Annotated in this window: 14 protein-coding genes; 9 read left to right on the top strand and 5 right to left on the bottom strand. The window is 47.6% G+C overall.

All coding sequences use genetic code 11. The features are described from left to right. The first annotated feature begins 371 nt into the window (after window positions 1-371). The 5 genes from KOG47_RS11050 to KOG47_RS11070 all read left to right on the top strand — a co-directional run bounded on the left by KOG47_RS11050 (window position 372) and on the right by KOG47_RS11070 (window position 4,159). Window positions 372-1,031 (top strand): type 1 glutamine amidotransferase domain-containing protein, encoded by a 660-nt coding sequence (locus KOG47_RS11050; protein WP_031424259.1) that lies wholly within the window; start codon window positions 372-374, stop codon window positions 1,029-1,031. A 109-nt stretch (window positions 1,032-1,140) separates the two neighbouring features. Then, window positions 1,141-1,566 (top strand): DMT family transporter, encoded by a 426-nt coding sequence (locus KOG47_RS11055; protein ID WP_015880345.1) that lies wholly within the window; start codon window positions 1,141-1,143, stop codon window positions 1,564-1,566. Window positions 1,567-1,580: 14 nt separating this feature from the next. Beyond that, window positions 1,581-2,255, top strand: coding sequence for a Crp/Fnr family transcriptional regulator (locus tag KOG47_RS11060; RefSeq protein ID WP_215244233.1), 675 nt, complete (start codon window positions 1,581-1,583; stop codon window positions 2,253-2,255). Between the two features lie 11 nt (window positions 2,256-2,266). Continuing rightward, a complete protein-coding gene (locus KOG47_RS11065; protein ID WP_215244234.1) occupies window positions 2,267-2,740 on the top strand; it encodes a DMT family transporter in 474 nt (157 codons plus the stop codon). Window positions 2,741-2,830: 90 nt separating this feature from the next. Then, the gene (locus tag KOG47_RS11070; RefSeq protein ID WP_215244235.1) at window positions 2,831-4,159 is read left to right on the top strand and encodes a hemolysin family protein; all 1,329 of its coding nucleotides are present in this window, start codon (window positions 2,831-2,833) and stop codon (window positions 4,157-4,159) included. A gap of 9 nt (window positions 4,160-4,168) precedes the next feature. On the opposite strand, the gene KOG47_RS11075 is transcribed toward KOG47_RS11070, so the two are convergent. Further along, window positions 4,169-5,353 (bottom strand): amidohydrolase, encoded by a 1,185-nt coding sequence (locus KOG47_RS11075; RefSeq protein WP_215244236.1) that lies wholly within the window; start codon window positions 5,351-5,353, stop codon window positions 4,169-4,171. Window positions 5,354-5,481: 128 nt separating this feature from the next. Between KOG47_RS11075 and KOG47_RS11080 the strand changes: the two genes are divergently transcribed. Together KOG47_RS11080 and htpX are read left to right on the top strand one after the other, a co-directional pair. Beyond that, on the top strand, window positions 5,482-6,030 hold the full coding sequence (locus KOG47_RS11080) for a LemA family protein (protein WP_074035096.1): 549 nt from the start codon (window positions 5,482-5,484) through the stop codon (window positions 6,028-6,030). A gap of 18 nt (window positions 6,031-6,048) precedes the next feature. Further along, entirely contained in the window at window positions 6,049-6,933 is an 885-nt protein-coding gene (htpX, locus tag KOG47_RS11085) for a zinc metalloprotease HtpX (RefSeq protein WP_215244237.1), read from the top strand. Between the two features lie 285 nt (window positions 6,934-7,218). Here htpX and nagE read toward each other — a convergent pair whose 3' ends face one another. The 3 genes from nagE to KOG47_RS11100 are packed head-to-tail and all read right to left on the bottom strand — an operon-like array spanning window position 7,219 to window position 10,063. Next, on the bottom strand, window positions 7,219-8,709 hold the full coding sequence (gene nagE, locus KOG47_RS11090) for an N-acetylglucosamine-specific PTS transporter subunit IIBC (RefSeq protein ID WP_015880354.1): 1,491 nt from the start codon (window positions 8,707-8,709) through the stop codon (window positions 7,219-7,221). Continuing rightward, on the bottom strand, window positions 8,706-9,554 hold the full coding sequence (locus KOG47_RS11095) for a PRD domain-containing protein (RefSeq protein WP_015880355.1): 849 nt from the start codon (window positions 9,552-9,554) through the stop codon (window positions 8,706-8,708). Before KOG47_RS11095 ends, nagE begins: the two co-directional genes overlap by 4 nt. Before the next feature lie 20 nt (window positions 9,555-9,574). Further along, the gene (locus KOG47_RS11100; protein ID WP_015880356.1) at window positions 9,575-10,063 is read right to left on the bottom strand and encodes a PTS sugar transporter subunit IIA; all 489 of its coding nucleotides are present in this window, start codon (window positions 10,061-10,063) and stop codon (window positions 9,575-9,577) included. Window positions 10,064-10,521: 458 nt separating this feature from the next. Between KOG47_RS11100 and KOG47_RS11105 the strand changes: the two genes are divergently transcribed. Next, the gene (locus KOG47_RS11105) at window positions 10,522-12,438 is read left to right on the top strand and encodes an endonuclease MutS2 (protein WP_215244238.1); all 1,917 of its coding nucleotides are present in this window, start codon (window positions 10,522-10,524) and stop codon (window positions 12,436-12,438) included. 63 nt (window positions 12,439-12,501) lie between these two features. After that, window positions 12,502-13,209: a hypothetical protein gene (locus tag KOG47_RS11110; protein WP_214685029.1), complete on the top strand. Its 708-nt coding sequence runs from the start codon at window positions 12,502-12,504 to the stop codon at window positions 13,207-13,209. Window positions 13,210-13,244: 35 nt separating this feature from the next. On the opposite strand, the gene KOG47_RS11115 is transcribed toward KOG47_RS11110, so the two are convergent. Further along, on the bottom strand, window positions 13,245-13,811 hold the full coding sequence (locus KOG47_RS11115) for a hypothetical protein (protein WP_215244239.1): 567 nt from the start codon (window positions 13,809-13,811) through the stop codon (window positions 13,245-13,247). Window positions 13,812-13,816 lie beyond the last annotated feature (5 nt).

Genomic DNA, 13,816 nt, shown 5'->3' on the forward strand with positions numbered 1-13,816 from the left:
GAACTCCATCCTTTCATATCGGGTTTAATGTAAGTGCTTACAAGCTCATCATACTACAGTTGGTAAAGAATGTTCGTGAAGATTACATGAAGAACGGCAGCTGACCGAGCACAAGTAATAGGATGATGATGGCGACGACAATGAGAAATCCCCAATCGTTCATTCGTTTCGTCATAGCACACGTCTCCTTCATGGGTTGGAATTGCGATTCCTCTTCAGTATAGGATGTGGTGAGAAAAAGGGAGGTTGAATAAATCACCAGGTCAAAAAAAGATATACCTTGTCGTGTGGGAACAGGTCATCGGGTTTAACAGATGATGAATCGGGAACAGTAGAGTCGTATGTTGATTTTCTTGAAGGAGGAATTGAGTATGTCGAAACATGTACTGATTGTCACAACGTCAGCAAATCAATTATCAAATGGTCATGCAACGGGATTATGGCTTGAAGAGTTTGCCGTTCCTTATTTATTGTTCGAAAAAGAAGGGTATAAAGTGACGGTCGCGAGTATCGAAGGTGGAGACGTGCCAATCGATGCGAATAGTTTAGAAGATGGTTTGTCAGAAGACATTCTCAATACACGGGAATTGCTCAAAGATACAGCCCGTCTCGATCAAGTCGCAGACGAGTCGTACGATGCAATCTTCTTACCGGGAGGTCACGGGACAGTTGTTGATTTCCCAGGAAATGAAACGTTACAACGTGTCATTCGCAACGTATACGAAAGTGGGAATATTGTCGGGGCAGTTTGTCACGGACCAATTGGATTGGTCAATGTGAAACTCAGCAACGACGAGCCACTCGTTAAAGATAAACAGGTGACAGGGTTCACCGATGCAGAAGAAAAAGAGATGCAGCTTGATTCTGCCGTCCCGTTCTTGCTTGAAACAGGACTACGCAATCAAGGCGGGCAGTTCAAGGGAGCTGACAACTGGGCGGTGAACGTGGCGGTTGACGAACGTCTCGTCACTGGTCAGAACCCTCAGTCTTCTGAAGCGGTCGGGAAAGAACTTGTTAAGCTACTCGGATAATCGTGTGAAGCAACTTCGAATGTCGAAGTTGCTTTTTAGTGTTTGGACATATGTCCTATTCAAGTCTTCTTTCTTTTCGTAAAGTCAGACGGAGAGAAAGGGGAATGACATGGGAATTTTATTTGCCATCTTATCAGGGACGTTCATCGCCCTTCAAGGAATCTTTAATGCAAAACTAGGAGATGCGGTAGGCGCATGGATGTCCGTCACCATCGTTCATTTTGTCGGACTTCTGTTGGCACTTGCGATTTACTTCTTCAAGCGAGATGCGGACATGACAGCCTTCAAGCGCGTACCTTGGTATTATAGTTTAGGAGGATTGTTCGGTGTATTCGTTGTCTTCGGCGAATTGACGGCGATTCAACAACTAGGGGTCACATGGGCAATCTGTGTATTGCTTGTGGCACAATTAGTAGGAGCCTTCATCATCGATTTGAATGGTTGGTTTGGTGTCAAACGGAAACCGATGAACACGGGACAGGTCATGGGACTCGTCTTGATGGTTGTTGGAATCGGAATCTATACATTTTCTTAAGGAGTTCACTTTACATGATGGATATTATGGATGCACTGAAACGATTGCAGTGGAATCATCTGTTTTCGAATGAAACGCTTGAGTCTTCGTCCGTGATGACATATGCGTCTGGGACCATGTTATGTTCGAACGATCAGCACATCGAATCTTTATTCGTCGTCCTTGAAGGGCGTGTCAAAATTTATACGCTCAGTGAAGAAGGGAAATTGCGATTGTTGCGTCTGAAGGCTGCTCCAACATTGATTGGAGATATCGAATATGCGAGCGGGCGCAATGTATTGCATACGGTTGAAGCGGTTGGTCCCGTAACATGTCTGCGCATCCCTTTCGAGGCGCTTCGAAGATATAATCGAACGGTCGAATTCACGGAGCATCTGTTACGAGGCGTGTCCGAAAAATTATTCATTGAGGCGAACGCCTCGTCGAATCATCTCATGTCGACTTTAGAAGAGCGCTTGGCCGGTTACTTGATTTCACTCAGTGAATCAGGGAATGAACTGTTTCAAGCGGAGATGAGTCAACTGAAGCGTAAAGAAGTCGCAGAGTGGCTAGGGACGAGTTATCGTCACTTGAACCGAACGTTGCAGGCATTCGTGGATGAAGGATTGGTCAAACGAACGAGAAAAGAAGTCATCATTTTAAATAGTGAGCGATTGAAAGAACGTGCGAACGGCATGTTTTATGAGTAAGGAGGGGTTATATGATTTTTGGTATCATCTGTTCGGCTGTGGCTGGGGCATTTATTAGCGTACAGGCGGCGGTCAACGCGAAAATGAACACAAATTTAGGGGCTTGGGCCACCACCGTATTGGTCTTTATCGTTGGTTTGGTCGGATCCATCATCCCGTTGTTATTATTTGGAGGAAACCTTGCTGGATTACGTGACTTGTCGCCGATCTATTGGCTTGGTGGTTTGCTTGGGGTCGGGGTCGTGTACTGTGTCATGCGCAGCATCCAGATTCTTGGACCCACGTTGTCTGTGTCACTCATTCTCGTGTCACAACTCATTTGGGCGTTAGTCGTCGATTTGTATGGCGCCTTCGGGATGCCTCAAATCACGTTATCGGCTGGACAAATTGTAGGGCTCACCATCTTGCTTGTCGGGGTCATTCTCTTTAAACAGTCTCAGACGGCGGCTATCGTCAAACAAGCTGTCAACGAAGCCACTTCTTGAGGAGTGGCTATTTTTCTGAGCAAAACGGGTACAGGTTGGTAACGATTTTTTGATAAAATGAAGCAGTATGGTTAAAACTTATCTGAGGTGATGAAAAAAGTGGATTCTTCCATAGTGATTGATTTGTTGATTGTTTTGTTTTTGATTGTGTTGAACGGGATTTTTGCGATGACAGAAATTGCGCTCATCTCATCGAAACCTGCAAAACTTGAGGTTGAAGCAAATCGAGGGAAACGAAGTGCAAAGATTGCACTTCATTATTCGAAAGACCCGACAGATTTGTTGTCGACCGTTCAAGTCGGAATCACATTGATTGGGATTATTAACGGGGCCTACGGGGGCGCACGCTTCTCGGCACCGCTCGCAACGGCGTTTGAACAAGCCGGGATGAGTACGCAATATGCCGGAACCGTTGCTTATGTGGCCGTCGTTACAATTATCACGTATCTATCCCTGATTATTGGTGAATTGGTCCCGAAACGGATCGCGCTCGTCTCGCCTGAGAAAGTCACGATGGCGATTATTCCTTCGCTCGATTTATTCAGTAAAGTGATGAAACCGTTCATTTGGATTTTATCGAAATCGACACTCTTTTTGTTCAAATTGTTAGGGTTGAAGGCGGAACAGACGAGTGGGGAGACTGAGCTCGAGATCAAACAACTCTTGTTTGAAGGCGCCCAGCAAGGGCAGTTCGCTCATGAAGAAGTTCGACAAGTCGAACGGGTCTTTGCGTTTCATGATCAATTGATTTATGAGCTCATGCAACCACGGACGACGCTCGAATGGGTCGACTTAGAAGATGACATGGACGATATGAAGAAATCGATTTATGAAAGTAAACATAACAAGTTACCGGTCGGGCGCGACTCGCTTGACGACTTTGTCGGGTACATCGACGTACGTGACATCTTGACGTTGCCGACACTGCGTGAGCCGTCACAAATTTTGAAGCGCATCAAACAGCCGCTCATCGTTCCAAAACAACGAGAGGCGAGCCAAGTGCTTCAAATGATGCAGAAAAATGGTGTCGAAATCGCCTTTGTTTTAGATGAATACGGCGGATTTCTTGGCATGGTCACCTTATTCGATATTTTGGAAGAAATCGTCGGAGAGGTGATGATTGAAGAGGATACACCGGAAGTGGTTCGTCGCGAGGACGGATCGTATTTGGCGGATGGGTTACTCGGAATCGAGGATTTGAAGCGAACGTTCGAGATTCGGGATGACCGATTCGACGAAGGGCGCAACTCCTATCATACGCTTGCAGGGCTCGTCATTTATGCGCTCGGTGATTTTCCGAAACGGGGCGATGTGGTCGAAGCGTACGGTCTTCGCTTTGAAGTCGTAGATATGGACGGAAAGCGTGTCGACCAAGTGCTTGTTTCAGAATTAAAAGAACCAATTACAGAAGAGGACTGATGCGATGCATCAGCCCTCTTCTTCGTGTGTCATCCACGTTCGTTGTAAAGCCCCTAACAAGACTTGGGCTGTGTGCAACATCGCTCGTTCATCCACGTCGAAGCGGGGATGATGATGCGGAAAGATTGCGGAGAGCTCGGGATTTCCTGCTCCTGTGAAGAAAAAGCTACCAGGAACGTGCTCGACATAATAAGCGAAATCTTCCCCGACCATAAGTGGTGCCATCTCAATGACACCGTCTGCACCAACGACCTCCACCGCACTCTCACGGACGAGTTCCGTTTCGGTCACATGATTCACGACAGCAGGATATCCTTTTATATACTCCAATTCATAATCAGCATCACTCGCCTCACAGACGGAACGGATGATCCGTTCCATATCGGAGATGATTTTTTCTTGTGTCTCTCGAGTGAATGTACGCACGGTGCCGGATAATTTGGCTTCTTCGGCAATGACGTTGAACGCTTGCCCGGAGTGGAGCGTACCGATGGTCAGTACGGCAGGTTCGAGCGGATCGATGCGCCGACTGACGACCTGTTGGAGATGATTTGCCACGTTCACGGCAACCATGAGGGCATCGACTGTATGTTGCGGAATCGCGCCATGTCCACCTTTTCCTGTAATGGTCAATTCAAAGCGATCTGCCGCAGCCATGACAGGACCTGTTTTCACGCCAATCGTTCCGAACGGAAGTGGCGTCCAAATGTGCGCACCGTATATATAATCCACGTTGTCGAGACAGCCGTCTTCAATCATCGGTTTGGCACCACCTGGAGCCAATTCTTCTGCGAACTGGTGAATCAACACGACGTCTCCTGGAAGGCTCATCTCAGTCAATACTTTCGCTAAAACGAGAAGTGTCGCCGTGTGGGCATCGTGTCCACACGCATGCATGACCCCGTTCACTTTTGAACGATACGGGACATCTTTCACATCTTGGATGGGAAGGGCGTCAAAATCGGCACGTAATGCGATGGTCGGACCGTCACCGCCTTTGATTCGACCGACGACCCCATTGCCGCCAACGTGCTCACGTACTTCAATCCCAAGTTCACGGAGATACGAGGCAATCATCTTTGGTGTTTCGACTTCTTGAAAAGACAGTTCAGGATATTGGTGAAAATGGCGTCTTAGGGACACCATTTCTTCGAACAACTCGGTCAAACGTACTTCGGCATGCGTGACGATCATTGCGAACACTCCTTTGTGGTTACCGTGTCAAGAAATGAATTCATTTACAAATTGTTATGAAAGTTAAGCTTATCTTATACGAGTAAAGGGAATTAATACAGGAGAAAATGAAGAAATGAGGTGCCAACATGGGGTGGATTATTGCGATTGTAGCGGTTGTCGTGCTTGTACTCATCTATTTTTCGATGTACAACGGGCTCGTCAAATATCGAAATTGGGTCGATGAGGCATGGGCTCAAATCGATGTACAGTTGAAGCGGCGGTATGATCTGATTCCGAACTTGGTCGAGACGGTGAAAGGCTATGCGAAACACGAACAAGAAACGCTTACAAAGGTCGTCGAACTGAGAAACCAGCTCGGAGAAAAGTCGAATCGTCAAGACCAGATGGCAGTGAACGATCAATTGAGTGGAGCACTGAAAAATCTCTTCGCGCTTCGTGAGGCGTACCCAGATTTGAAGGCGAATGAGAACTTCAAGATGTTGCAGGAAGAATTGACGCAGACAGAAAACAAAGTGGCGTATTCGCGCCAGCTCTATAATAATACGGTCATGAAATATAACACGAAAATCGAATCGGTCCCGACGAACATCATCGCTTCCGTCCATCATTTCGAAAAGCGCGATATGCTCGAGGCACGTGCCGAAGAGCGCGAGAACGTTCGCGTTTCGTTTTGATGAATCGAGGTGGCGCGTATGCTCCTCTATGAACAGATTCGAAAGAATAAAGTGAAGACGGTTTTCATCGTCACGGGGTTTGTCTTATTCGTTCTTCTCGTCGGAGCGGCGATTTCCTACGTCAACTATGGAGACGCGATGCCGGGGTTGATCTTCACACCGATTTTCTCGTTGTTTTACGTGGGAATCGTCATCATGTCGAGTACGAACATCGTCATGAAGATGAATCGGGCACAAGAGGTGACATCGGTGGAAGAGCACCGCTTTTTATGGCATACGGTCGAGAACATGGCGATGGTCGCACGAGTGCCGATGCCGCGTATCTTTATCATCAACGACCCATCGCCGAACGCTTTTGCGACGGGATTGAAACCGGAAAAGGCGGCCGTCGCTGTCACGACGGGACTGTTGGATCGATTATCGCGAGAAGAAGTAGAAGGTGTGATCGCGCATGAGGTCGCGCATATTAAGAATTATGATGTGCGGCTCTCGACGGTCACGCTCGCACTTGTCTCGGTGATTGCCATCATGAGCGATATCGGGTCGCGCATGCTGTTCTTCAGAAGTATCGGTGGAAGACGCGATCAAAACCAGAATCCAATTTTCATGATCATCGGACTCGTCCTGTTGGTATTGGCACCGCTCATCGCCATGCTCATCAATATGGCGATTTCCCGGAATCGCGAGTTTCTGGCAGATGCGAGTGGGGCGGAACTGACCCGAAACCCAGATGCGCTCGCCTCGGCGCTTGAGAAGATTGCCAACGTCGAGACACCCGTCGAGCAAGCGTCGAGTGCCTCGGCACCGCTTTACTTCTCCGATCCACTTAAGAAGAAGGTGAGTGGTCTATTCTCGACACACCCCGATCCAGTTGAACGCATTTCCCGACTTCGTCAAATGTAAGAAGAGCCTGTCCGGTTGCGGCAGGCTCTTTATGTTACACTGAACTGGGAAAATAAGGAGGTGGATGAGTTGGGTAAAAAGATATACATAGGTTTAGGCGGCGCTTTACTAGTCGCATTATTTTTATTTGGGCTAGGGCCATATATTGTACATACAGTACTTAAGGTTTTCATGTGGCTCACACAGTACATCTTACCGTGGATCTTCCTCTACTATTTCATTCAATTTTATAAACAATATACAGCCAAACAAGAAAAGCCACCTGAATGAGGTGGCTTTCGACGTTTATCCGGCGCGGTGGCTACGGATTTTTTCAATCTCATCTAGGACGAACTGAACGTTTGTGCCGACAATGACTTGAATATGGTTTGGACTGACGACTTTGATTCCCGGAATACCGGCTTTTTTGATTTGATCTTGGTTGACCGTATCCATGTCTTTGACATCGACGCGTAGGCGTGTGATGCACGACTCGATGCCTGTGACGTTGCTGTCACCGCCAAGACCGTCATAAATCATATGTGCCATTGCTGAGTATTCGCTACCTGAAGCTGATGCGACCGGAGCGACTTTCGCTTCACCGTCTGCCGTCTCACTTGCAACCGCATCGACGACTTCATCTGGTTCACGGCCTGGCGTCGCCAAGTTGAGCTTCACAATCATAAAGCGGAAGATGACGTAATAAATGACTGCGAACACGAGACCTTGAACGATGAGCATGTACGGTTGGTTCGCAAGCGGCAAGCGTGAGCTCAAGATAAAGTCGACCAAGCCTGCGCTGAATCCAAAGCCAGCTGTCCATTGGAACGTTGCTGCAACGAAGAGCGAAATTCCTGTAAGGACTGCGTGTACAAGGTAAAGAACAGGAGCGAGGAACATGAATGAGAACTCGAGCGGTTCTGTTACACCTGTGAAGAATGAAGCGAATGCCGCTGCGAGAAGAAGTGAAGCGGCTTGTTTTTTCCGTTTCGTTTTCGCTGTGTGGTACATCGCGAGTGCTGCGGCCGGGAGACCGAACATCATGATTGGGAAGTAACCTGCTTGGTACATCCCCGTTACACCTTTTTCACCTTGACCTGACCAGAAGTTTCCGATGTCGTTGATTCCTGCGACGTCGAACCAGAATACAGAGTTGAGGGCGTGGTGAAGGCCGGTTGGAATCAAGAGGCGGTTAAAGAATCCGTAAAGTCCGGCACCGAATGCGCCAAGTTTTGAAATCGATTCACCGAAACCGACGAGACCTGTATAGACGACCGGCCAGATGAAGTAAAGAGCGACCGATACAAGAATCATCGAGAAGGCTGTCATGATTGGTACGAGACGCTTCCCACTAAAGAAGGCGAGAGCATCTGGCAATTTGACTTGACTGAAGCGGTTATACATGGAAGCGGCGACGAGACCGGATAGAATCCCGACAAAAGCATTCCCAATCTTACCGAATGCCGGGTTGACGGCTTCTACGTCGATTCCTTGGAACAATGCTACCGTTCCTGCTGAGAGAAGCGTTGTGACCGTCAAGAAGGCAACGAGTCCACTTAGTGCTGCTGAACCGTCACGGTTCTTAGCCATTCCGAGCGCGACCCCGACTGCGAACAGAATTGGGATGTTATCAATAATAGCGGCCCCTGCCTTAATTAAGAATGCAGCGGCAATGTTTTCAGATCCCCAGCCGACTGGGTCAATCCAATAACCAATCCCCATGAGAATGGCAGCAGCCGGTAGTACGGCGACCGGTAACATGAGGGAACGTCCGAGACGTTGGAAAAAGTTCATCATTGTTGATTTCCTCCTTTTTGATGGTGTTGATCTTGTAGACGTTGGATGTGAAGCGTGATATAACCAAGTTCTGACTCGGGCAAGACGATGCCATAGGTCTCTTCCATTTCTTTTGCGACATCTGATGCACACGCATAGGCAGACGTGAACTTCGTCTGAATCATGCGGAGCATGTCTTCATCAATCGTATGATGATCGTAATGGTTGACCCGATCCATGACGAACCGTAAATGAGTTAATAATCGTTGGTAGGATAAGTCATCTTCTTCAATGGATACATCGAGTCGTCGTGAAATCGATTGAATCATGTCGCGGACAATTGTTGTCTGTTTGACCGTCTTGCGTAAATCACCTCCTTTCACTTTCATCGTATGAATATGAAGCGCGATGAACGCAGCTTCGTCTTTCGGCATTTGGACGTTGAGCTTTTCAGCGATATGCTCAATCGCCCATAGTCCAATCTCATATTCATTCCGATAGAGGATTTTAATCTCGTTCAACAGTTTGTTGCGTAATGAGATGCCATCCATTTCCCGCTCGATGGCGAACGAGATGTGGTCGGTCAAGACAATGTGGATATGTTCGTTGAACGATGTCTCGAGACGTTTTTCCGCATAAGAGATAATGTCCTCGGAAACGGTGAAGTGTTCAACGGGAATCCGGCTCAATAACTGTTGGAACTTGTCATTCTCTGGCATGATGAACAACTTTTCGATTTTATGGGGATTGACGATGTCGTTCTTCGCTTTTTTAAACGCGACGCCAGGGCCAATCGCAATCTTTTCTTCACCCTCGTCTGAGACGATGACCGCATTGTTGTTTAGAATCTTTTTGATTTTAATCATGTGTCCTCCTTATTCCGGAGTCACGCTTCCACTCGGGCGACAATCGTCTTGCCCGGAACAGCTTCCTTCGTGAACGTGAAGGCGTAATGATGGGCAAGTGCGCCACCATTCGTCACGACCATTGGCGTGACCGTGTCCTTACCAGCTTGATGAATTTGCGCCAAGTCTGCTGTGAGTAACAGCTGTCCCGTCTTGACGTGGTCGCCCACATCTACTTGAAGATCAAACGGTCGACCTTCGAGTTCAACGGTATCGAGTCCGACGTGTATCAAAATCTCAGCCCCATCCTCGGTCCGAATGCCGATGGCGTGCTTTGTTGGAGCGATTTGTACAATCTCTCCATCAGCCGGTGAGACGACGGCACCGTCTGTTGGTGTGATGGCAATGCCATCGCCCATCATTTTTTCACTAAAGACCGGGTCCGCAACTTGTTCGAGTGGAATGACGTCTCCTTCCATTGGTGAGTGCAGTGTCGGTTTGTGTCGATTCATTAACTTATTCCATAGCATGTCTACTACATCCTTTCTTGAAACAAAACACCGAAAAACAAAACAGGCATGGAGTATAGACGGGTGGCATGCACCGTACGTCTTACCCCATGCCTGATCGAATCAGTCACATGTGATCACTATTCGTTTCTTCACGTTCAACATAACATGTGTTGGTTTGAGACACAAGTCTTTTTTTGAAAGCGTTCTCTAAAATTTTACAAGGGAACGAATCTATTGTATAGTAAGGGCGAATCTAAGTAAGAAAGGTGTTGCATGTTGATGAGTGAGGTTGTATCTGCCTAACGAACTGAAAAATGTCGGATGACACGTCTTTTTGTCATGCCGTCATGTTCCGTTACAGATACCGCCCATCAAAAACTGCCAGACACCCGTCTGTCTTTTTGCGTTGGTCGTCATCGACCGACGCTTTTTTGTTTGCGCGGTATCTCGATTCTATCATTTGAGGAGAGAGAAACATGAACGAACAAACATTTGAAAAATTACAATACAACGAATTGATGATGAAAGTAGAACGCTTCTGCATCAGCGGATTCGGGAGACGATTACTCAGACAGCAACGCCCAACGAGCCACATTACGACGGTGAAGAAGCGCCTGCAAGAAACATCCGAAGCCCGAGCGATTTTAGATGCGACGTCACACGTCCCGTTCATCGGTGTGTCTGACATGGAGACCATTATCGGAAAACTGCAACGAGGCATCCAACTCGAGGCAACAGAGCTTGAAGCGGTCGCCGAGTTTTTACGAGGGGCACGCAAACTCAAGCGATTCATGCTCGAGCATGAATTCTTTGCACCGCTTCTTTCGGCTTATGCTTCAGGAATGGGCGAATGGCGGACGTTAGAAGAAGACATCACACAATCGATTCGAGCCGGACAGGTCGTCGATGAAGCATCAAAAGAGTTGAAGCGGATTCGGAAGCAAGTCGACATTTTAGAAGGACGAATCGAGGAACGATTGAACAAGTTCTTAAAGAGCGCCGCCAATCGCGAGATGATCCAAGACGGATTCGTCACGAAAAAACAGGATCGCTTCACCATCCCAATCAAAGCTTCCTATAAGCATAAAGTGGCAGGGACGATTGTGGATACATCGAATCGTGGGACGACGGTCTTTATCGAACCGGAAGCGATCGCGAAGTTAAACGCTGAACTTGTCGTCAAGCGTACAGAAGAAGCGGTAGAGGTGTATCAAGTGCTAGCGACGTTGACGGGAGCGGTGACAGAAGTCCTTCCTGACATCGAATCGACGCTCGATGTCATCGCCCAGTACGATATGGTCTTCGCAAAAGGGAAGTACAGTCAGTCGATTGACGGGGTGACACCACACGTCAATGCGAGCGGTCGCATCCGATTGAAGCAAGTACGTCATCCACTTTTAGAAAGCGCTGTGCCACTTGATTTTGCCATCGGTACAGACTATCGTGGCTTGATCATCACCGGACCGAACGCCGGAGGGAAGACGGTCGTCTTGAAAACGATTGGACTCCTTAGTCTCATGACGATGACGGGACTGCATATTCCAGCTCACACCGATACGATCATTTCGACATTCGATGAGGTGTTCGTCGATATCGGAGATAATCAAGACTTGGAATCGGCACTCAGTACGTTCTCTGCACACATGTACAATGTGGCGAATATCATGCGGACCGCTGGAAAACGATCGCTCTTGTTATTCGATGAGATTGGGAGCGGGACGGAACCGAACGAAGGAGCCGCTCTTGCAATTGCCATCTTAGAAGCGGCATATAAACGGGGCGCGATTGTTGTGGCGTCGACGCATTACGGAGAAATCAAATCGTATTCTGAAGCGCACCCGGATTTCATGAACGCTGCGATGCAGTTTGACCCAGAAACGCTTGAACCGAAATACAGACTGCTCATGGGACAGTCTGGCGATAGCAACGCCCTCTTTATCGCCCGTAAGATGAAGTTACCGGAATCGATTCTGAAACAGGCATCCCGTTACATGAACGAGAAAACATATGATATTACGAAAGTCGATGATTCTAAAATTGTGCGAGAAGTGGAAATGGTACCACTTGAAGAGGAAGAGCACTTTGAAACAGGTGACCGTGTCCGCTTGTTAGAGACGAATCAAGTCGGTCTTGTCTATTCGTTTGATGCATCGCGTCGACATGTCCGCGTGTTCGTAGATGCGGAATATGTAGAGTTGCCGAGCCGCCGCGTTCGTCTTGAGGCACGCGCGACAGAGCTCTATCCGGCTGACTATGATTTAGATACGTTGTTCACGACGTATCAGGAACGTAAGGAAGCTCACGACTTTGCAAGAGGATCGAAAAAAGCGTTACGACGAGTGGAGAAAGAGATTCGGGAAAGGAAGAAACAAGAGCACTCTAAACGTAAATGAATGTAGCATACGGTGAAAGGGTAAGAGCACATAAAGAGAAATCTTAATGTGGGAGGGGCTTATGTGTTCGAGTTAAGTTTTTGGTTTGCACTCGGTTTTGCCGTGATTCACTTTTTTTCAGGAAAACTCATTCACGTGCGTGAAGTGCCGAGAAGCCGTTTTTTATCAGTGGCTGGAGGGATTGCCGTTGCTTATGTATTTCTTCATCTGTTGCCAGAGTTAAATGAATATCAACGCGAACTTGAAGGAGAGATTAGAAATAACGTCTTTGCTTCCCTCGAGAACCATATCTTAATCATCAGTATGTTAGGACTGGCTGTCTTTTATGGGCTCGAACGATTTGCAACGGCCAATAAGCGTAAACAAAAACCGTATGTGTTTTGGATTCACATTGGTTCATTCACGTTATATACGTTTAGCATCGGATATGTGCTCGCAGAAAGTGAATTTCAGTCCAATGGGACGATGTTTCTTTATTTTTTAGCGCTTGGCATACACTTTGTCACGGTCGATCAAGGATTGCGTCAGCACCATCAGCAACTTTATGATCGACAAGGGCGCATCTTCTTAGCGCTTGCTGTACTCATAGGGTGGGCAGTTGGTACCTTTGCGGAAGTGAATGATCTCGGTTTATCGATTGTTGTCGCCTTTTTAGCAGGTGGCGTCATCTTGAACGTCATGAAAGAAGAATTGCCTGCTGAGCGAGAGAGTAGTTTTGGTGCATTTTTGATTGGTTTATTAAGTTATGCGCTGTTATTGCTCGTCATATGAAAAAGGCAACCACCGCGAGTGGCTGCCCTTTTGACTTATAAGCTATTGCTTTGATTTTCTACGTTGCTGTCGCTCTCTGTTGAAGCATCGTCATCTGAAGAAGAAGTATCATCATGGTGTGGACCGTGTCCATGACGACCACCTTCACGTCCACCTCGCATACCACGAATATCTTCCAAGTCATCGTAACTTGTCACATCGGCAAACCGTTCTTCGTGATCCGCAAGAATTTGATCGGCTCCTTCTTGCGTCAAGTTCCCTTCTTCCACAGCGGTTGCGAGTTTTTCTTCATGCGACGTCATGATGGCGTCGATGAACGCTTCAATTGAAATGCCTTTTTCTTCTGCGAGTTCAGGGAGAGATTGCCCGTTTTCACGAGCCGCATCCACTTCTTCTTCCGTTAAACCGAGCGCTTCGATGAGAGCGGCATGACCTGCTTCCCGGTCACCGAACATACCAGGACCTCGTTCACCACGTTCGCATTGTGTGGATTCCGTCGTTGGTGATTCATCAGTCGTCGTGTCATTCGTCGCGGCATATACGCCTGTGCCTGAGACGGCCAATAGACCGGCTAAGGCGATCGCTAGTTTTGTTGATTTCATGTGTA

The organism is Exiguobacterium sp. s121, assembly GCF_018617245.1.
Lineage (GTDB): Bacteria > Bacillota > Bacilli > Exiguobacteriales > Exiguobacteriaceae > Exiguobacterium > Exiguobacterium profundum.